The organism is Rhodococcus sp. M8 (assembly GCF_015654185.1).
Lineage (GTDB): Bacteria > Actinomycetota > Actinomycetes > Mycobacteriales > Mycobacteriaceae > Rhodococcus > Rhodococcus aetherivorans.
The window spans coordinates 3,193,909-3,214,324 of record NZ_CP064065.1 but is presented as its reverse complement, the minus strand read 5'-3'; the positions used below and the strand labels follow the sequence as shown (position 1 = coordinate 3,214,324).

16 protein-coding genes are annotated in these 20,416 nt (G+C 69.4%); 6 read left to right on the top strand and 10 right to left on the bottom strand.

Annotated elements, in window-relative coordinates; genetic code table 11:
• Positions 1–2 precede the first annotated feature (2 nt).
• A complete protein-coding gene (locus ISO16_RS14415) occupies positions 3–1,268 on the bottom strand; it encodes a GAF domain-containing protein (protein WP_072636443.1) in 1,266 nt (421 codons plus the stop codon).
• A 230-nt stretch (positions 1,269–1,498) separates the two neighbouring features.
• On the opposite strand from ISO16_RS14415, the gene ISO16_RS14410 reads away from it, so the two are divergent.
• Positions 1,499–2,554 (top strand): 2,3-butanediol dehydrogenase, encoded by a 1,056-nt coding sequence (locus tag ISO16_RS14410; RefSeq protein ID WP_029546450.1) that lies wholly within the window; start codon positions 1,499–1,501, stop codon positions 2,552–2,554.
• 3 nt (positions 2,555–2,557) lie between these two features.
• On the opposite strand, the gene ISO16_RS14405 is transcribed toward ISO16_RS14410, so the two are convergent.
• A complete protein-coding gene (locus ISO16_RS14405) occupies positions 2,558–3,190 on the bottom strand; it encodes a ribulose 1,5-bisphosphate carboxylase large subunit (protein WP_072636442.1) in 633 nt (210 codons plus the stop codon).
• A gap of 158 nt (positions 3,191–3,348) precedes the next feature.
• On the opposite strand from ISO16_RS14405, the gene ISO16_RS14400 reads away from it, so the two are divergent.
• The 4 genes from ISO16_RS14400 (at position 3,349) to ISO16_RS14385 (ending at position 10,022) form a co-directional block, all read left to right on the top strand.
• Positions 3,349–5,226, top strand: coding sequence for a DUF2075 domain-containing protein (locus tag ISO16_RS14400; protein ID WP_072636441.1), 1,878 nt, complete (start codon positions 3,349–3,351; stop codon positions 5,224–5,226).
• 327 nt (positions 5,227–5,553) lie between these two features.
• Positions 5,554–7,173, top strand: a complete 1,620-nt coding sequence (locus ISO16_RS14395; protein WP_072636440.1) for an alpha/beta fold hydrolase — start codon at positions 5,554–5,556, stop codon at positions 7,171–7,173.
• 868 nt (positions 7,174–8,041) lie between these two features.
• Positions 8,042–9,172 (top strand): hypothetical protein, encoded by a 1,131-nt coding sequence (locus ISO16_RS14390; protein WP_230304355.1) that lies wholly within the window; start codon positions 8,042–8,044, stop codon positions 9,170–9,172.
• 43 nt (positions 9,173–9,215) lie between these two features.
• Positions 9,216–10,022 carry an acyl-CoA thioesterase domain-containing protein gene (locus ISO16_RS14385; RefSeq protein ID WP_072636439.1) on the top strand — a complete coding sequence of 269 codons (807 nt, stop codon included), beginning with the start codon at positions 9,216–9,218 and terminating at the stop codon, positions 10,020–10,022.
• A 332-nt stretch (positions 10,023–10,354) separates the two neighbouring features.
• Here the strand turns inward: ISO16_RS14385 and ISO16_RS14380 are convergent, their stop codons facing one another.
• Positions 10,355–11,866 carry a serine hydrolase domain-containing protein gene (locus tag ISO16_RS14380; RefSeq protein WP_072636438.1) on the bottom strand — a complete coding sequence of 504 codons (1,512 nt, stop codon included), beginning with the start codon at positions 11,864–11,866 and terminating at the stop codon, positions 10,355–10,357.
• Between the two features lie 199 nt (positions 11,867–12,065).
• Between ISO16_RS14380 and ISO16_RS14375 the strand changes: the two genes are divergently transcribed.
• Positions 12,066–13,802, top strand: a complete 1,737-nt coding sequence (locus ISO16_RS14375) for a SulP family inorganic anion transporter (protein ID WP_072636437.1) — start codon at positions 12,066–12,068, stop codon at positions 13,800–13,802.
• A 73-nt stretch (positions 13,803–13,875) separates the two neighbouring features.
• Here the strand turns inward: ISO16_RS14375 and ISO16_RS14370 are convergent, their stop codons facing one another.
• From ISO16_RS14370 to ISO16_RS14335, 7 genes are all read right to left on the bottom strand, one after another.
• On the bottom strand, positions 13,876–14,706 hold the full coding sequence (locus tag ISO16_RS14370) for an alpha/beta fold hydrolase (RefSeq protein ID WP_072636436.1): 831 nt from the start codon (positions 14,704–14,706) through the stop codon (positions 13,876–13,878).
• Between the two features lie 172 nt (positions 14,707–14,878).
• Entirely contained in the window at positions 14,879–15,286 is a 408-nt protein-coding gene (locus ISO16_RS14360) for a carboxymuconolactone decarboxylase family protein (protein WP_006939919.1), read from the bottom strand.
• On the bottom strand, positions 15,283–16,863 hold the full coding sequence (locus tag ISO16_RS14355; RefSeq protein WP_072636435.1) for a long-chain-fatty-acid--CoA ligase: 1,581 nt from the start codon (positions 16,861–16,863) through the stop codon (positions 15,283–15,285). Before ISO16_RS14355 ends, ISO16_RS14360 begins: the two co-directional genes overlap by 4 nt.
• 40 nt (positions 16,864–16,903) lie before the next feature.
• On the bottom strand, positions 16,904–17,551 hold the full coding sequence (locus ISO16_RS14350) for a CoA transferase subunit B (RefSeq protein WP_072636434.1): 648 nt from the start codon (positions 17,549–17,551) through the stop codon (positions 16,904–16,906).
• Entirely contained in the window at positions 17,548–18,312 is a 765-nt protein-coding gene (locus ISO16_RS14345; protein ID WP_072636433.1) for a CoA transferase subunit A, read from the bottom strand. Before ISO16_RS14345 ends, ISO16_RS14350 begins: the two co-directional genes overlap by 4 nt.
• Positions 18,313–18,410: 98 nt before the next feature.
• Positions 18,411–19,004, bottom strand: coding sequence for an RBBP9/YdeN family alpha/beta hydrolase (locus ISO16_RS14340; protein ID WP_029546440.1), 594 nt, complete (start codon positions 19,002–19,004; stop codon positions 18,411–18,413).
• A 51-nt stretch (positions 19,005–19,055) separates the two neighbouring features.
• Positions 19,056–20,387, bottom strand: coding sequence for an MFS transporter (locus ISO16_RS14335; protein WP_006939914.1), 1,332 nt, complete (start codon positions 20,385–20,387; stop codon positions 19,056–19,058).
• Positions 20,388–20,416: the final 29 nt, after the last annotated feature.

The following is a 20,416-nucleotide window of genomic DNA, read 5'->3' as shown; positions in this document are numbered from 1 at the left end:
TCTCACCGGCCGTCCGCGAGTGCGCGGACGGCCGGGCTGGTCGCGTGCCGGACGAACGCGCAGTCCGCGAGGCGTTCGGCCGTTCCGAGGGTGAGCGTCATGTCGACCGAGTCGGCGAGCCGGTAGGGCCGGCTCTCGACGACGGAGCCGAGGACGCGGCGCAGCCGGGACACCTCCGCCCGCACCGCGACGGCGTGGTCCGGGTCGCCGTAGATGCCGTTGCTCACCTCGGTCACCGTCATTCCCTGCGGCCCCCGCAGGTGCAGCAGGAGCAGGATCTCGGCGTGCCGGGCGGACAGCGGGCTGCGCCACGCCGAGTCGGCGCCGCTGACGACGACCGTCGGCGTGCCGGACAGGTCCAGTTCGATCGCCATCCGCGCCGGGCCACCCGCGGGCCGGATCAGCCAGCCGTGCGCGAGCTGCTCCGGCACGCACAGGCCCAGGCCGGGCACGCTCAAGGTCCGCTCGGACGTCGGCGCCGCCACGCGCTTGGTGGCCGCAACGCCCGATGCGTGCGCCACCCACCCGTGCTCGTCGACGAGCAGCAGCGGCCCGCTCATCGAGGCGAGCACCGGCGCCGCGGCCGTGCGCAGCCGTTCGAGCCGGTTCTCGTGCAACCGCCACAGCTGCGCCTCGGCGAGTCGCACCGCCGTCTCGACGAGCGCGCTGATGGTGGGATGGATCGTCAGGGCGGGGCCGCTCACGTCGACCACGCCGAGCAGTTCCCCGGTGCGCGGATCGTGGATCGGTGCCGCGGTGCAGTACCAGGGGTGCTGGGACTGCTCGAAGTGCTCGGCGGAGAACAGCTGTACCGGGGCGGCCTCGGCGAGGGCCGTCCCGATCGCATTGGTCCCCACGGTCGACTCCGTCCACCGGGCGCCCTCGCTGAATCCGAGGCTGTCGGCGCGGCTGCGCACCTTGGCCGACCCGGCCCGCCACAGCACGATCCCGTCCGCGTCGGTCACGACCATCAACATGTGCGACGCCTCGGCCACGGAGCACACCACCTGCTCGAGGTCGCCGATCACCCCCGACAGCGGGGAGTTCCGCCGGCGCCGTTCGACCTCGGCGAGCGGCAGCAGGGCGCGGGCGTTGCTGCCGTCCGGAGCCAGCCCCGCGACGAGCACCCGGGACCAGGACCGGGCCACCACCGACCGCGGCCGCAGCGGCGACCGACCGCCGCCGATGACCGCATCGTGCATGCGCGCCAGCTCACGCGCGTATCGATGCAGGTCGGTGCCGGGTTCGATGGCGCTGAAGTTGCCCACTGTCTCCGTCTCTCGTCGGTCGGGTTGCGGTGAGCATATGCCGAATTGTGTGGCCGGCACCACACCCGTCGCGCGGCGGTGCCGCGGCGCAACGCACTGCAACACTTGTTGCGGCGACGCCGGCGCTGTGTTCTGGATCACGCGCCGGCCTCGGTAGCGGCGCACCCGGATGGTCCCGCGTCGGACATGGCCGAACAGGTCCGACGCCCGTACAGCGAGGAGATCGACCCATGAAGGCAGCCCGCTTCCACGGCCCCGGGGACATCCGGGTCGAGGATGTCCCCGAACCGGCGACCCGGCCCGGAACCGTCAAGGTCGAGGTCGAGTGGTGCGGTATCTGCGGCACCGACCTGCACGAGTACCTCGAGGGCCCGATCTTCGCCCCGCCCGCCGACGCACCGCACCCCATCACCGGCGAGACCGTGCCGATCACCCTCGGTCACGAGTTCGCCGGTGTCGTCGCGGAAGTGGGCGACGGCGTGGACGACGTGCGGGTGGGCGACCGGGTGGTCGTCGAGCCGTACATCATCTGTGGCCGCTGCGACGCCTGCCGCAACGGCCGCTACAACGTGTGCAGCACACTGGGATTCGTGGGCCTGTCCGGGTACGGCGGCGGCTTCTCGCAGTACGTCGTCGCCGAGCGGCGCTGGATTCATCCGCTCGGCGAACTCGGTACCGACGTCGGCGCCCTCGTCGAACCGCTCGCCGTCGCGTACCACGCCGTGCGGCTCTCGGGTGCGCGGCCGAGCCACTCAGCGCTCGTGTTCGGGGCCGGGCCGATCGGGCTCGTCACCACCTCGGCGCTGCGCGCGGCGGGCGTCGAGCAGATCATCGTCGTCGAACCGGCCGAGGTGCGGAAGAAGAAGGCCGAGCCGGCCGGGGCGGACCACATCATCGACCCGCGCGACGGCGACGTCACCGAGCAGGTGCTGGAGCTGACCGGCGGCCGTGGCGCCGACGTCTCCTTCGAATGCGCCGGCATCGACGCGGTCCTGAAGACCGCTATCCAGTCCACCCGGGCGGGCGGCACGTGCGTCAACGTCGCGATCTGGGGCCACGAGGCGAGCGTCGCCATGAACGACCTCGTCTTCCGCGAGGTCAACCTGCTCGGCAGCCTCGCCTACGCGAACGATCATCCCGCCACGATCGAGATGATCGCCTCCGGCAAGGTCGACCCCTACCAGTTCATCACCGGCCGGATCGGGCTCGACGACATCGTCAAGGACGGCTTCGAGGAACTGATCACCAACAAGGAGGAGAACGTCAAGATCCTCGTCCAGCCGTGATCGTCAGTCGTCGTCGCCGTTCTCCTTGTCCTCGCCGCGACGGCGCAGAAAGTTGAAGCCCGGGACGCCGACGATCGCCTGCCGCACGTCCTTCGCGACGCCCAGCAGCTCGTGGATCTCCGGGGCGACGCTCTCGAGCGTGCCCAGGATCGGCATCAGGGCCGTCATCCGGTCCGCGAGCTCCGGCAGCTGATCGAGCAGGACGACGGCCGCGTGGACCTCCTCGGCGCTGAGTTCCTCGATGAACTGGCCCGCGAGCGGCGCGGCCCGCGTCGCCATCGGCGCGTAGGTGTCGAGCAGTTCGCCGGCCGCGTCGGATGTGCGGCCGGCGGACGACACCACATCCTGCGCGCGGTGGGCCACGGCCGCGGCGTCGCCGACCACCGTCGAGCTGCTGTCGATGACCTCGTCGACCCGGCCGACGGCGGCGCGGGCGTCGGTGACGACCTCGTCGATGCGCGTGACGATTGCGCGGGCGTCGGTGACCACGTCGTCGACGCGGGCGACGAGCGCCTCGGTGGCCTCGAACAGGCTCGTGACCCGCCCGGGAACGGACACCGCGAACTCGGCGACCTCCACGGTCCGGTCCAGGGCGATGCGGGCGGCGCCGAGGGGGGCGGCGAAAAGCGACATCATGTGCTCATCCTGCCGGACGGGTGACCCTGCCGGTGTCATCGGGGAGCGGCCCTCCGCTAGCCTCTCCACTGCGGCCCGACGGACTTCCGCTGCGATGAGCGGTCCCGGACATGTCCCCACCCGCACGACTGAATTCGTGCTGCCCAGGGGACCTGACCGTGACGCTGCTTCGTACATCTGCCCGCCGGATCGCCGAGTTGGATCGGCCCGATTCGCTGGCGGAGCAGTTGTTGGAGCAGATGCTGTTTCGCACCGGTCATCGTCCCAGCCAGGCCGAACAGAAGTCGTGGAGCCGAAGCCTGCCGGTGCTTGCGCAGGATCTCGTCGATGCCGGTCTCGGCGATGTCGAGATGCTGCTCGAGTACCATCTGCCGCTCACCTCGCAGCGTGCCGACGTGGTGCTCGCCGGCACTCATCCGGCCACCGGGGCCGTGTCGTATGTCGTGGTGGAGCTGAAGCAGTGGTCGGCCGCGCGGCGCTTCGAGGACAATCCCGAACTCGTCGAGGTGGCGGGGATGCCGGGCGGGCCGAGGCTGCATCCCGTCGCGCAGGTCAAGGGGTACTGCGACTACCTGAGCGATTTCGCGCGCGCTGTCGCGGATCAGCCCGATGCCCTCGCGGGACTCGCGTATCTGCACAACGCCACCGATCCGTCCGCGGTGGCGGAGCTGCGCGCCTATCCGGGCGGGATCACCGGCCGATTGTTCACCGCCGCCGACCGCGGCGACATGATCGACTTTCTCCGCACCCGGCTCGCCCCGGTGTCCGGGCACACCGCAGGCGACACACTCTTGAAGTCCGCGGTCGCACCGTCCCAGCAGCTGCTGAAGGTCGCCGCCGCCGAGGTGCGCGACCGGCCGCAGTTCCATCTGCTCGGCAATCAGCAGTTGGCCGTGGACCTGGTGCTGCACGAGGTCGAGGTGTCCCGCGCCGCGGACCGCAAGCGCGTCGTCATCGTCACCGGGGGACCCGGCAGTGGCAAGAGCGTGATCGCGCTGTCCCTGCTCGGCGAGCTGGCCCGCCGTGGCCGCACCGTCCTGCATGCCACCGGGTCGCGTTCGTTCACCCAGACCCTGCGCAAGGTCGCCGGGGCGCGCGCCCCGCGGGTGCAGAAGATGTTCAAGTACTTCAACCAGTTCATGTCGGCCGAACGGAACGGCCTCGACGTGCTGATCCTCGACGAGGCGCACCGAATCCGTGAGACCTCCGTCGATCGGTATACCCGCGCCGAACTGCGCACCGATCGACCGCAGATCGACGAACTCATCTCGGCGGCGCGCGTCCCGGTGTTCCTGCTCGACGAGCACCAGGTGGTGCGGCCGGGCGAACTCGGCTCGCTCGAACAGATCGAGCGCTACGCCGCGACGCTCGGACTCGAAACCCATCACGTGCACCTCGGGGAGCAGTTCCGCTGCGGAGGCAGCGAGGAGTACGTGCTGTGGGTCAAGCGTCTGCTCGGTCTCGTCGAGGGTGGCCCGGTGCGGTGGTCGGGGGATCCGCAGTTCGCGGTGCGCGTGGCCGATTCCCCGGAGGAACTCGAGTTCCTGCTCGAGCAGCAGCGCGACCGCGGATACTCGGCACGCATGACCGCGGGGTACTGCTGGCCGTGGAGCAACCCCGACAAGGACGGCCGTCTCGTCCCGGATGTGCAGATCGGCGCGTGGGCACGGCCGTGGAACAGCAAGAGCGAACGCCGCACCGGCGACGCGCCGCCGGCCGCACTGTGGGCCACCGAGGACGGGGGTTTCGGGCAGGTCGGCTGTGTCTACACCGCGCAGGGTTTCGAATACGACTGGAACGGCGTCATCCTCGGACCGGACCTGGTGTGGCGGGACGGAGGATTCGTTTCGGTCCGTACGGCCAACAAGGATCCCGACTTCAGAAATGCGAAGAAGATCAGCGATATTCGATTCGATCGTCTGGTGCGAAACGTGTACAAGGTTCTCCTGACGCGGGGCATGATCGGCACCGTCATCTATTCCACCGACGAGCCGACTCGCGAGGCGCTGAGAAGGCTGATTCCCGAGGGAAATTGACACTACGCCGGGAGAGGCCGCGATCCGATCGCGTGTGGTTCGGCGACGGGACGCCGCATCACCGCCTACCGAGAGGAAATCGTGATCACCGCTTGGGCGATGAGCCGGTGGCGATCGTCTCCAGGGGTGTTCGAGTCGCTCCGCGAGACCGTTTACCTGATGCGCTCACCAGCGAACGCCCGGCGTCCGCTCGATGCGATGGAACGGCGGGATTCAGGCGAGAGGCAGCCGCACGAGCTGCTCGATGGTGACGACTGACCGTGTCGCGGTAGATGTGAGGGTCGCCGGCCTCTTGTGAAGCACCGGAACCCGGCGCACGCTGGACGTATGGCAGTCGCACCGAAGATTGCGGTGGCGGGCGCGGCGACGGCCGTGGTCTACGGGAGCCTCGTGCGCCCCCGGCTCGTGCGGTGGGGCGCCACCGACGAGGAGATCAGCGGGCCGTTCCCCGGCGCCGACCTGGTGCCCGACGGCGAGAGGTCGGGAGCGATGGCCGTCACCATCGACGCGCCGCCCGAGCAGGTGTGGCCGTGGCTGGTGCAGATGGGCTGGGACCGGGGCGGCTGGTACTCCTGGGATCACCTGGACAACGCCGGTCGTCCGAGCGCCCGGGAAGTGCACCCGGAATGGCAGGACATCCGGCCCGGCGACCAGCTGAAGTACTGGGCACCCGGCGCGGGACCGATGGACGCGTACAAGGTCGCGCGGATCGAGCCGAACCGTTTCCTCGGGCTGTACGGGCTGATCGATCTGCGGGGCCGCACCCTCGACCCCGGGCAGCCGCGACCGTCCGGCTATCTGGAAGGACTGTGGGGCTTCCAGCTGAAGGAGCTGCCCGGCGGGCGCACCCGCCTCGTCATCAGCGGATATCAGGCGGGCCGACCGCGATGGATTACGCGCCTCGTCTACTCCGGAATCTTCCCCCCGGTCGTGTGGATCATGCAGGCGCGCATGCTGGCGGTCCTCAAAAGAAGAATCGAAAATAACTCGCGGGCAATAGATTCGAATGCAGCGACAGGCGAGGTGCGACGACGCGACGACCATCGGCCTTCGTCGGCGGCGGTGAAATGGCGCGGCAGCCTGCACCGCGTCCGGCCCGGTCGAATCCCGATCCGGGACACCTCCCTCTATGTCGACGTCGTCGGGCAGGGGCCGCCGCTGGTGCTCATGCACGGCGGACCGTCGGCGGACCTGTGGACGATGCAGTCCTTCCGGCAGTGCGCGGATCGATTCACCCTGGTGTTCTACGACCACCGTTGCAACGGGCGGTCTGTCGGCGCCCCGGTCAGCTCGATGACGTGGGAGAACCTGACCGCGGACGCCGACGCCCTGCGCGAGCGGCTCGGGTTCGAGCGGTGGGCGGTGCTCGGGCACTCGTTCGGCGGGCAGGTCGCGCTCGAGTACGCGCTGCGTTACCCCGACCGGGTGTCGCGCCTCGTGCTCCTCGACACCGGCGCCGACAGTCGCTGGGAGCGGCAGAACGCACCCGAGGTGCTCCGCGAACGCGGCTACGACCGCAAGAAGGTGGAGCTGAGCCGGCGGTGGTTCGCCGGCGAGTTCACGCCCGGCGAGTACTACCCGATCTTCGCGCAGATCGGGGGCGCATACTTCCACCGGTCCGGACTCGGCGTGCTGGCGCACGAACTGAGGATCGGTGGGTGGCGTTCAAGGCCACGGGCGGAGCCGCTCATTTTCGCCGGCCGGCACCTGCTGAAGGATTGGACGGTCGCGGACCGTCTCGGCGAGATCACCGCCCCGACGCTCGTCGTGGCCGGGCGCGACGACTTCGTGTTCCCGCCGCAGTCTCAACGGGATCTGGCCGCCGGTATTCCCCATGCACGCCTTCGGATCATCGACCTGGCCGGTCACAATCCACACGACGAGCAGACGGCCGAGGTGATGGAGGCGGTCACGTACTTCCTCGGTGGCGGCCTTCCCGGCGGATGACGAACGTGCCGGAGCGGGAAGCGTGTCGAGGAAGCGGACGCCCTGCGGGCGGCTGCCCTCGACCGAGCGGAGACCCTGCGGGTCCCTGTGTTCTTCGGCCCCTTCCCCAACGCTGCCCGGTCGCCATACCCCGATAGACCTTCTCGGCCAGCACTTTCGGCCCCACGTCGCGGGCGACGTGCGGCTGTGCTGGACCCGAACGAACGTGTCGACCCGCGCGATCAGGTGCCCCGCCACCAGCTACGGGGACAAAGGTACTGGTGCCCAGTCGGTTTCGAGCACGACGAAGTCGCGCTCGCAGCGTCCGTGCGCTGACGTCGGACCACGGGAGAGTAGCGACGTGGACCGGTGTGTCTCGGTTACCGTTGCGCACACCGGGAACAGCGATGCACGACGAGCCCCTCGAAGCCGAGGGGCTCGTGCGTCAGGACGTCGACCGGGCGCGGCGGTGTGAGATCGGCGCGACGGAACGTGCGCGCGGTTGCGGATACACGCCCCTGCCGGGCGTGTGGATAGACTCCACCCTACGGTGCATGACAGCTCTTTTCTGTCGTGTGCCCAGACCCCGGTGCGGTGCTGCAACACCTGCCGGGGTCGACCTGTTTTCAGGCCAATGGAGGGATGGTGGCACGGCCGACGCGTGCCGTCAACTCGAACGCGCGTTCGGATTCTGGGGCGCGCGTGGCGAAATCCGAAGAGAGTCCGGCGCGTCGAGCACGCCCGAGGTGGGACGCCCGGCGATGGTAGGGCGTGGCGTCAATTTTCCGATATGTCCTTCTTGTCGTCGGCGGGTTCACCGCCGGGCTGGTGCTGGCCGCCCCGAGCGTCGACACCTATCCCTTGGCCGACGGGTTGCTGCCCGGGCCCGGTGTTCACATCCGACGTTGCTGCCGCCGGAGCCGGGGGGCTCGCGGCGCTGGCCGTGGCGGCAGCGATTAGCCGGCGCGTGCTCGCGGCCGCCCTGGTGGGGGCGATGGCGGTGGCCGTCGTCGCGCTGCCGGGAGGATGGCGGTTCGACGTGTACGTCGCGACGATCGGGGCGGGCCTGCTGCTCGGCGCGCTCGTCGTGCTGGGCGCCGAGAAGCTGCACGCCGCCCTGCCCGGAGTGGTGGTCGCCGGGCTGCTGACGGCCGAGCCGCTTGCGCAGTTCCGGGAGCTGGACTCGGCGCCTCAGCGGTACGCGTCCTACCTGGCAGCGAGCGTTCAACCGGTCAATGCCGTGTGGCTGTCGCTGGCGATCGTCACCGCCGTTGCGGCAGGGGTGGTGGCGCTGACCGCCCGAAACGACACGGCGCCGGTCGCCCGGGCGCGTGGGCGGGAGGTGGCCGTCGGCATCGGTGTGCCGATCCTCGGGGTGGGGCTGTACTGGTCGTTCCACCACGCGCTGTTCTCCCTGGACGACCTCGGGGAGGGTCGGTGGCTGTGGGGTCTGGTGGCGGTGCCTGTGCTCGTCGCCGCGGCGCTGTGGCTGCGGGGACGAACGGGGGCGGTGCTCCTGGCGGCGACGGCGGTGGTCGTCGCCGTGGGCGGCACCGTCTTGTGGTCGCCGGCCGCGTGGCCGGCGCTGCTGATCGGGCCGGTTCTCGTGGCCGTTGGTGTATGGCTGGGTCGCCGCAGGCCGATGCCCCTGGTGGGCGTGGGGCTGCTCGCGCTCGTCGCGGCTTCCGGGATCGTCGATCGTCCGCCGTGGGACAACGTGAACTTCGCGGCGACGATCCTCGTGGTGCCGTTCGCCGCCGCATACACGATCATCGCGTCACTGCCGTCGACGGCGCCCGTGACCGCCACCTCGCTGGCTCTGCCGTCGGTGCTGGCGCTGCCGCTGGTCGCCCAGTTCGGGTGGACGGCCTACACTCCGCTCACAGACGACGCAGCCGGGTGGAGTCCGGGTGCGTGGACGTGGACGTCGGTGGGCGCGTCGACCGCCGCCATCCTGGCCTGCGGTGCGGCGATGGTGTGGCTACGGCATCGCGGGACGAGCGAGGACATCGGAACCTGACCGGGACGTTCGCTGAGGAAACGAGTGCTGCGAGAATCCGAGCATGCCTGACTCCATGCGCGGATACTTCACCGAATCGGACGGCACGTACCTTCCCACGAAGTACGCCGTCAGCCCCTGGTCGTCGACGATGCTGGCCGGACCGTGCGTGACCGGCCTGCTCGCCCGGGAACTCGACAAGGACCACGGTCCCGACGGGTTCGTCCCCGCCCGGCTCACCGTCGACCTGTTCAGGCCGGTGCAGAACGCGCCCGTCCGGTTCGAGACGACCCGCGTGCGAGACGGCAACCGCATCCGCGTCGCCGACGCCTACCTGATCCAGGGCGACGACGTCACCGCCCGCGGGACCGTCGTCTACCTGCGCCCATCCGAGCAGCCGCCGGGCACCGTCTGGACCCGTGACGAGCACCCGACGCCGCCCGCCGAAGCACTCGACGGCCCGGAGGCGGGATTCGCACCCACCTGGTTCGGCAGCGACGCGCACCCTGAGGGCTGGTCGCAGGTGCGGTCCGAGCATCAGAACGCGAGCCGGAAACGCATGTGGTCCCGGCAGATTCCGGTGATCGTGGGGGAGGAGATGTCGCCGTTCGTGCGGACCGCGGTCGTCGGCGAGGGCACCAGTTTCATGGCCAACTGGAGCGACGAGGGCGTCGGCTTCATCAACGGCGACCTCACGCTGGCCCTCTCGCGGCTGCCCGTCGGCACCGAGGTCGGCGTCGAAGCCGATCACCACCTCAGCGCCGCCGGCGTCGCGGTGGGCACCTCGGTGCTGTTCGACCAGCTCGGCCCGTTCGGGACGGGCGCCGTCACATGCCTGGCGAACGCTCGTCGTCAGGTCGATTTCGGTTGAGCGGCACTGTGCCGAGCGCGCAGTTCTCGTGGACGTTGCCCGGCGCGTCGTCACGAGAACTGCACATCCGAGCGAACCCGTGACTGTCAGGTCTCTGCGGCTCACCTCGCAGACTGTTCAGCACCGGACATCGACAACCGTCGCGTTCGTTGTCGATGTCCGAAAGAGGTGCGGGAGGACGGGCGCAACGGCCCCCTCGAGCCGGTGCTTCGTCGTACTCGCGCGCGAAAGTGCTTCCTGCGCACGTAAAAGCACGCGCGAGAGAACATCGATGCGCGCGGATATCGGAGTTCCCTTCGCGCCCACCAGGGCCGCGCGAGGGCCGGATCCCGTCACCACACGGGACCGCGCACGACGCGACGCGCCAGCACCGCGGCGGTCGCGGCGACGCCCACCCCTTCCACCCACAACCTCGGATTCGTCGCCGGCGTCCGCTTCCGGGCGGACAGCGGCATCAGCTCGAAGTGCACGGACATGTCGTCCGTTCCGGGCTCGCGCCCGAACACGAGCCGGCTGGAGCCCAGACCGTCGCCGAGGTCGAACCGGAACGCGTACGGATCGGCGGGGTCGTCGGGGTGCAGCGGCAGGCCCCGGTAGAGCGGAGGCAGCGGGGTCAGGAACCGGAGCAGGAGTTCGCCGCGACGGACGAAGACCTCGACGCCGGCGCCGATCATGGCCCGGACGCGGGTGTCGGTGACCCGGCCGGGTAGGTAGTACCACCCGCAGATCTCGGACCAGACCTCGGGGCGCTGCGGAACATCGGTGCGGATCTTCTCGCCCGGAACGCCGAGCACGGACCCGAGCAGCGTCCCGGTTTCCACCGGCAGCCACATCACGGCCCGGTGCGCTCCGTTGGTGAAGGCGAGGATCCCGACGCCGTCGTCCGGGGCGACGGTGATCTGCGAGTTGAAGCCGGGCAGGATGCCCTGGTGCTCGGCCACGTGGTGGCCGCCCACGTCGCCGCGGAAGAAGGTCAGACCGACGCCCGGCAGCCGCGGATCGGCCTGGTACTGGGGCGCGAACATGGTGGCGAGCGTCGCGGGTTCGAGCACCGATCCGTGCTCGTTGGCGCCGCCGCCCAACAGCGCCGCGACGTAGCGGGCCATGTCCGTGGGTGTCGAGTACGCCGCGCCGGCTCCCGCCGTCACCGGTTCCCGCTCGGGGACCGCCCTCGGGCCACTCGAGCGCAGCGTGTAGCCGGTCGCGATCCGCGAGGCGTCCAGCTCGGACCGGACGAGGCTGGTGCTCGTCATGCCGAGGGGTTCGAAGACGTGCTCGCGCAGGTAGCGGTGCAGCGGCTGCCCGGTCATGTCCTCGACCATCTGGCCGAGCGTCGCGTGCGAGTGGTTCCCGTACCGGAACCTGGTGCCGGGCTCCGCGTCGATGCGCAGTCTTCCTCGATAGTGCTCGGCCAGGGATCGTGGCCGTCCGAGCTCGACGTTCTCCCCGAAATTCGGTCGGAGCGCGCCGGACGCCGGCGCCACCTCGCCGAGTCCCGCGGTGTGGGTCAGCAGGTGGCGCACCGTCGCGGGCCGCCAGCCGGACCGCGCGGGGACCAGCCGGAAGGCGCGCAGATAGTCGGCGGCGGGCGCATCGAGGTCGACGAGTCCCCGTTCCCACAGCTGCATGACCGCGATCGCCGTGAACGTCTTGGTGATCGATGCGATCCGGAAGATCGTGTCCTCGGTGACGGGTCTGTTCGACGGGATGTCCGCGACGCCGTGCCCGTGGAAGAACTCCAGGGTTCCGTCGCGGACCACGCCGACCGCCAGGCCGACGGCGGGCCGGCGGTTGAGGATCTCGTCGACTGCGGCCCGCAGCTCGGGCCTCTCGATCTCGGACATGGCTCCCCCTCGGGCGTCCCGGCTCGAATCGATCGTAGGTGGGTTGCTCGCGTCGCGCCCGAAAGTGCGGTCCGCGCGGGTAAGAACACGCGCGAGAGAACACCGATGGGCGCGGGTGTTCCGGGCCGACGCAGCAACCGCTGCGTGTCTTGCCCACAATCGGCGTTTCCGACTGGGCCTGCGGTGCCATACTCTCTGAATGTCCTTCAGCCGAGCCCTGGCTGGGCTGCCCGGTGTCGTGACGGTACGCCGTTACCGCCGCGAATGGTTGCGCTCGGATGTGACGGCCGGGCTCGTTCTGACCGCACTGCTCATTCCTGCCGGCATGGGCTACGCCGAAGCCGCCGGGCTGCCCGCGTACGCGGGACTGTACGCGACCATCGTGCCGTTGCTCGCGTACGCCGTCGTGGGACCGTCCAAGATTCTCGTTCTGGGACCGGACTCGTCGCTGGCGCCGCTGATCGCTGCGGCGGTGTTGCCGCTGACCGTGGCCGCGGACCCGGAAAGCGCACTGATCCTGGCGGGCGTCCTGGCGGTGCTGGTCGGCGTGATCATGATCCTCGGAGGGTTGCTGCGGCTCGGGTTCGTCACCGAGTTGTTGTCCAAGCCGTTGCGCCTGGGCTATCTCAACGCGATCGCGCTCATCGTGATCGTCGGGCAGCTGCCGAAGCTGCTGGGCTTCTCAGTCGACGCCTCGGGCCTTCTCGACGAGCTCGCCGGGATCGTCGGGGCGGTGCTGGACGGGGACGTCGACCCGACGACGGCGCTCGTGGGCGGTGTGTCGCTGGCGGTGATCATCGGGCTCAAGGTGCTGCATTCCAAGGTTCCGGGTGTTCTGGTCGCGGTCGGGGGAGCCATGGTCGTCGCCTTCGCGATCGACCTCACCGACGACATCGACATGGTCGGAGCCTTGCCGCGCGGTATGCCCCTCCCGTCGTTCGGCGGGGTGAGCTGGGATGAGGTGGCCGCGCTCGTGGGACCGGCGGCGGGTATCGCGTTGATCGCCTTCGCCGACTCCGGCGTGCTGTCGCGTACCTTCGCCGCCCGGCGGGGCGAGAACGTCGACGGCAGTACGGAGATGAAGGCGATCGGAGTCGCGAACGTGGCCAGCGGGGTGTTCGGCGGGTTCCCGATCTCGGCCAGCGGGTCCCGTACCCCGGTGGCAGAGGAGAGCGGAGCCCGCACCCAGCTGGCCGGAGTCGTCGGAGCCACAGCGGTGCTGTTGTTCGTTCTGCTCGCACCCGGAGTGACGGCGTATCTCCCCCAGGCCACGCTGGGGGCGGTGGTGATCGTCGCGGCGTGGGCGCTGGTCGACGTGCCCGGTGTGGTGCGGATGTGGCGGATGAGCCGCGTCGAAGCGGGTCTGGCCGCGGCAGCGTTCGTCGGCGTCGCCTTGGTGGGGGTCTTGCAGGGCATCCTGGTGGCGATCGGATTGTCCTTCGTGGCAGTGGTCGTGCGGGTATGGCAGCCCTATCGGACGGAGCTGGTCGCCCTTCCGGATCGGGACGGGTTCCACGACATCACCCGGCACCCCGAGGGCCGGCGCATCCCGGGTCTGGTCCTCGTTCGATTCGATGCTCCGTTGTTCTTCGCCAACGGGGAGATATTCGACAGCTACGTCCGTTCCTTGGTGAACGACTCGGCGTCGCCCGTCGAATGGGTCGTCGTCGCCGCCGAGCCGATCATCGGATTGGACACCACAGCCGTCGACGAAGTGGTCGACCTCGACCGGTATCTGGAGAGCCAGCACGTCAGGCTCGTCTTCGCAGAGATGAAAGGCCCCGTCAAGGATCGGCTCGTGCGCTTCGGCGTGGGTGACCGATTCGATACGTCGCGGTTCTATCCGACGATCGAAGCTGCGGTGAGCGCCTTCGAGCAACGGCGTCGGCGCCACGGCGACGACCGGCCCGAGGGCGACGGCCCGGAAACCTCGTGACGTACCGCGGATCGGTCCGACGAGCGAAGTGCGGCACGTGCCTCCTCGTCGGACCGTCGCGGCGCAGAAGCCGTCATCCGGTCGCGAGAAACGCATCGATGACCGGCACGACCTCGCCGGCTCCGGTGAGCACGTCGATGTGCCCCCCGGAGTGCATATGCAGGGTGGCATGGGGAAGCAGCCGGTGCATGATGCGGGCATTGACGGCGGGAACGACCGGGTCGTCGGTACCGGCGACCACGAGGACCGGTTGCCGGATCAGCGGCAGCAGCGGCAGGCTCGTCCACAGGGCCCCGGCGAGCAGTTGCTGCAGATACCCGGTTCGCGACGTCGTGCGGGGCTGCCTCCCGAGCAGGCCGGCGACCGCGCCGGCGTTCGGGCGGGCGGTACCGCCGTACAGTTCCGCGACGTTCGCCGCGGCCCAGGCGGCGTCGTCGAATCGCCGGCGGGTGAGCATCTTCGCCAAGGTGCGCGGACTGCCCGGGACGGACACTGCCCCGGTGCTGGTGGCGACGAGCACGAGACGCCGGCAGCGGCGCGGATTCTGCAGGGCGAACTGCTGAGCCAGGGCGCCGCCCCACGAGTATCCGACGACGTCGACGACCCGGAAACCGAGGGCGTCGAGGACCCGGCCCACGACCCATGCCAGATACGGGAAGCCGTACGGCACCAGCGACGACGGCGACCCACCGGCGCCGGGAACGTCGAAGCGCACGATCGTCGCCCCCGCGTTCCAGGACTCTACGATCGGACCGAGGATTTCCAATCCGGCGCCGAGACCGTTGCACAACACCACAGGAACTCCGCTCCCGTGGCGCACGCTGACCCGGATCCGGTGGCAGCCGACGCGGACGATCCGCTCCTCGAACCGGGTGTGGTGATCGAGCACGTTTCCGGCGGTCACGTGTAGAGCACAACCATCTCGGCGATACACACCGGTCGTGTCCCACCGTCGATCTCGCAGTTGATCTCGAAGACCGCCTCGAGACCTGCGGGCTTGTGCTGAAGTCGAAGCGTCATGATTGTTCCTCGAGATGTGGGGCGTTCTGCCCGGGGAGTGCGGGAGCGGCGTTGTGTCAGGCGTGCCCGGCACGGTCCGATTCGGGCACCCGACCCTGGGAGGACAGTTCCTCGAGGAGGAGGGGCACGCCGATGTTCAGCGAGTGGATGCCGATGGTGGTCGCGAGCTTCAGGACTTCGACGATCTCGCGGGCGGTGACGCCCAGATCGAGTGCGGCTCGTATGTGTCGCCGCAGCCCGGGAGCGTACATGTGGGTGCAGGAGGCATCGACGGCGATGCACAGCAACTGGACGACCTGCGGTGAGAGCACGCCGCTCTGGTACGGCTGCATCGTCGCCGTCAGGTAATGCTCGGTCCATTCGGGATCGAGTTCCTCGATCCCGTCCCACAGCGGGTTCCAGGTGCCCTCCGCCTTCATGCGGTCGACGATGGAAGGAGCCGCACCGGGCGTGTGGGCGGTCATCGGCCGCGAACCTGGTCGACGACGGCCGAGACCAGCTCGCGCTTGAGGATCTTTCCGGTGGCGGTCATGGGCAGGGCCGTGGTGAATTCGACGGACCGGGGGTACTTGTAGCCGGCCATCTGGTCCTTGCACCAGTCGATCAGCTCCGTCTCGGTGATCCGTGCACCCGGTTCGAGGATGACGAATGCCTTGACTTCTTCGCCGTGCCGTTCGTCCGGGACGCCCACGACGGCTGCGAGCGAGACCGCGGTGTGCGTCATCAGTACTTCCTCGATCTCTCGGGGGTAGACGTTGAATCCGCCGCGGACGATGAGATCCTTGGCCCGGTCGACGATGTAGTAGAAGTCGTCCTCGTCGCGCCGTGCGAGATCGCCTGTGCGGAACCAGCCGTCGCGCATCACCTCGGCGGTGGCGTCGGGCCGGCCGAGGTAGCCCTTCATCACGTTGTGGCCGCGGAGTGCGAGCTCCCCGACCTGGTCGTCGCCGAGAACGGGGTTCCAGTGCTCGTCGACGAGCTTGGCCTCGATGCCCCAGACCGGAACACCGATCGAGCCGGGGCGGGGGTCGCGTTCGGGGTCGCTGAAGACCGCCAGCGGCGAGGTTTCGGACAGACCGTAGCCCTCGAGAATCCGCACGCCGAAGCGGCGTTCGAACTGGGCGTGGATCTCCACGGGCAGCGCGGCGCCACCGGAGATCGCGCGCCGCAGGGAGCGGGAGATGCGGTCGACGTCGACGGTGTCGTCGACCGCGCCGAGCAGAGCCCAGTACATGGTCGGCACCCCGGCGAAGACGGTGATGTCCTCGCCGACCATGAGCTCGAGCGCCGCCTTCGCGTCGAACCGCGGCAGGAGCACGAGGGTGGCGCCGACCGACAGGCCGGCATTCATCGTCACGGTCTGGCCGAAGGAATGGAACAGTGGCAGGGTGAGCAGGTAGGTGTCCGGGCGCAGCGAGGTGCTGTCGAACAACCGGTTGGCGGTCAGGGCATTGAGCAGCATGTTCGCGTGCGTCAGTTCCGCGCCCTTCGGCCGGCCGGTGGTGCCGCTGGTGTAGAGGATCACCGCGGTATCGCCGGGCTCGCGAACGACGGTGTCGAATGTGTCCGGACGGGCCTCGACGGCCCGGGCGAGGGTGTCGACGCCGGGGATCGGCGACGACGTGTCCGGGTCCGCGGTGAGGAGAATCATCTCACGGCATCCGGCGGCGTTGTCGAATCCGGCACGGCCGTATTCGCCCATGGGCAGGTCGTCGGTGCCCTCGAAGCAGAAGTAGAGGGCGGCACCGGAATCGTCGAGATGGTAGGTGATCTCGCGCGGCTTGAGCAGGATGTTCAACGGCACGACGATCGCGCCGGCCTTGAGGATCCCGTAGTAGACGGCGGGGAACTGCGGGATGTTCGGGCACGAGAGCGCGACCTTGTCGCCGGGGCCGATGCCCCGGGCGGCGAGCAGGTTCGCCACCTGGTTGGCCAGGGCGTCGAGGTGGGCGTAGGTGAGGCGTTCCGTGCCGAAGACCAGTGCGACGCGATCGGGGTAGCGACGGACGGAGTCTTCCAGTAGTACGGAGAGATTGAGCACGAGAGTGTGTCCTGTCGTTGTGACGAGGGAGACGGTGGGGTCAGCTCAGGGGTGCGTCGGTGGCGGCGCGGACCTGCTCGGCGGTGACGCCGGGTGCGCACTCGACCAGCACCAGTCCGGTGTCGGTGACGTCGAGGACGGCGAGGTCGGTGATGATCCGTTGTACCACGGCCTCCCCGGTGAGCGGCAGGGTGCACCGCTCGACAATCTTCGATGCGCCGGTCTTGTCGGTGTGCTCCATCAGCACGATGACCGTGCGGGCGCCGTGGACGAGGTCCATCGCCCCGCCCATGCCCTTGACCATCTTGCCCGGCACCATCCAGTTCGCCAGATCCCCGGTGGCGGAGACCTGCATCCCACCGAGCACCGCGGTGTCGATGTGCCCGCCGCGGATCATCCCGAACGAGATGGCCGAGTCGAAGAACGCCGCACCGGGGTGGACGGTGACGGTTTCCTTGCCGGCGTTGATCAGGTCCGGATCGACGGCGTCCTCGGTCGGGTAGGGGCCCGTCCCCAGGATCCCGTTCTCCGAATGCAGCGTGACCCGCACGCCCTCGGGCAGGAAGTTCGGAATCAGCGTCGGCAGCCCGATGCCGAGATTGACGTACTGCCCCGGCGTGAGTTCCTGCGCGGCGCGGGCCGCCATCTCGGTACGTGACCAGCCGAGGGTGTCGATCACTGCGGTCATGCTCGGGCCTCCTTGGCGGCGCGCACGGTGCGCTTCTCGATCTGCTTGTCCTGCATTCCGGTGTGCACGATGCGGTCGACGAAGATTCCCGGAAGGTGCACCTGGTCCGGGTCGATCTCGCCGGGTTCGACGAGCTGTTCGACCTGGGCGATGCAGATCTTCCCGGCCATCGCGGCCAGCGGGTTGAAGTTCATCGCGGCCTTGTTGAACACCAGGTTGCCCTCGGTGTCGCCGCGCAGCGCATGTACCAGGGCGAAGTCCGCGGTGATCGATTCCTCGAGCACGTACCGCCTGCCGCGGAACTCGCGGATCTCCTTCGGCGGCGACGCGAGCGCGACGGATCCGTCCGCGTGGTAGCGCCACGGCAGCCCGCCCTGCGAGACGGGGGTGCCGACCCCGGCGGGAGTGAAGAACGCCGGGATGCCGGCGCCGCCGGCACGCATCTTCTCCGCCAGGGTGCCCTGCGGGGTCAGCTCCACCTCGAGTTCACCGGAGAGGTACTGACGGGCGAACTCCTTGTTCTCCCCCACATAGGAGGCGGTGACGCGGCGGATCCGCTTGTCGCCGAGCAGGATTCCCAGCCCGTGCCCGTCGACGCCGCAGTTGTTGGAGAACACCTCGAAATCGGTGCCCTCCCCCTCCGCGAGCGCCGCGATCAGCTCGTCCGGGATGCCTGACAGGCCGAAACCTCCGACTGCGAGCGAGGCACCGGACGGGATGTCGGCGACGGCCTCGGCCGCAGTTGTGTAGATCTTGCTCAATTTCTTTCTCCGTACTGGCGCAGGACGCGCGATGCAGGGGGGCGTGTGGCTGGCGTGAGGGGCGGGCCGGCGACCTCGAGTCGTGGCCCGCCCCGGAATCAGCACCGCGCTGCGGCGGATGCTGCGGTGTGCTCGATCAGTTCCTGCAGCAGCTCCTCGGCGCGCGGCCAATATCCGTAGCCGGCGGCGGGATTCAGGTGCCCGACGTTGCCGAGGTCGACCAGCCGGCTGCCCCACAGCTCGGCCATGCCGGTCACACGGCGGTAGCAGGCGAGTGGATCGTTGCGGCTTGCTGCGACGACACTCGGGAACGGCAGCCTCCGGCGAGGGATGGGGTTCCAGCCGCCACGGTCGAGGTCTTCGCCGGAGGGGTAGCCGGCGGGCAGCGGCAACTCCAGGTCCGCCGGGGTCGCCAGGAGGGCGCCCTGGATCGGCCGGGTGGGGTTCTGGGCCCAGTGGACTGTGGTCATGACTCCGGCGCTGTGGGCGACGAGCACGACCGGGCCGGAGATGTCGTTCAGGACGGTGTCGAGAGCGGCGACGCGGGCGGCACGGTCGAGCTTGTCGTGCTCGAGCGGGGGCACGGTGCGCGCGTCGTCGAGGCGTTCGGCGAGCAGGGTCTGCCAGTGGTCCGCGACGTGGTCTCGCAGACCCGGCACTATCACTACGGTCGGAGAGGTGGGGCTGTTCAAGATCGGCTCCAGGAGCTTGTTCGAAGTGACGGGGAAGCAGGAGTGTCTGCCTCAGCGGGCGACAGGAGTGCTCAGTGCGAGGAGTTTGCGCAGTCCCGCAGGATGGAGGCGCTTGCCGGCCAGCAGCGCGGCGATGGCGGCGAGGTAGACCAGGGGCGACAGCTGCAGCGCCTCTCGCAAGCCGAGCCGATCGGCGAGGATGCCGACGACGAACGGGCCCAGGGCGAGACCCAGCAGGTTGTTGGCGACGGTGAGCGTGCCCATCGCGGACGCGCGCACCGACGTGTGGGTCAGGTTCGCGACCATCGCTGCGGTTGGACCCGAGGAGCCGGCGGAGAAGAAGGCACCGATTCCGATGAGCACAAGCTGGGCGGGGCCGGCCTCGAGCCGGAAGGCGGTAAGCAGGCACACCAGCGCGATGATGCAGAAGACGACGGCAGCGGTCCACTTGCGGGTGATGTCGTGGCGGCCGAGGCGGTCGGTGATGATGCCGCAGACGACCATGCCACTGCCGACGAGAAGTACGACGATCGAGGCGGCGGCTCCGGCCTTGTCCGGGGCGAGGCCGTAGTACCGGTTGAAGTAGCTCGGCGTCCACGACAGCAGCACTGCGGCGGTGAATATCTGCAGTCCGCCACCGATGTAGGCGAACAGCACTGCCGGATTGGTGAACAGGCTCGACACCGGGGCGCGAAAGCCGTCGGGTGGGGTTGCGGTCTGCCTCGGGTGTTCGTCGGCGGCGTTCTCGGCGAGCCTGCGTTCGGTGACGAGCGTCCGGAACAGCGCAACCAGGATCAGGCCGAAGACCGCCATGGCCGCGAACGACCATCGCCAGCTCAGGTGCACGGCGATCACTCCGCCGAGCGCGACGCCGATCACCGACCCGAACGATCCGCCGGCCATGAAGGCGCCGCTGAGTGAGGCGTGCACCCGCGGGGCGAATACGCTCAGCACCACCGCGATGCCCACGCTGCCGTAGGCGGCTTCGCCGACGCCGACGAGGAATCTGGCACCGAGCATCTGCTCGAAGTTGGAGGCGACCGCACAGAGCAGGGTGGCCGCGCTCCACAACACGGCCATGAGCACGAGGCTCTTGACCCGGCCCCACCGGTCCGCGAGCAGCGACAACGGCAGGGTGAGCAGGCCGACCATGAGGGCGACGATGCTGGTGAGGGAGGCGAGCTGTGAATCAGACAGGGCCCATTCGCTTTTCAGGAACGGGAAGACGGCGCTGAGGACCTGTCGGGACATGTAGTCCGAGAGCAGCAGCCCGAAGGTCAGGGCGAAGACGATCCACGGGTACGTCCGTGAGCGCGTGTGGGGGCGGGGACCGGCGGCCGGTGTGCCGGTCGGATTCTCCACGGGGGAGGTGGGCAGTCCCATGGGAACTCCTGTGGGCGAGGGTGGCGGTG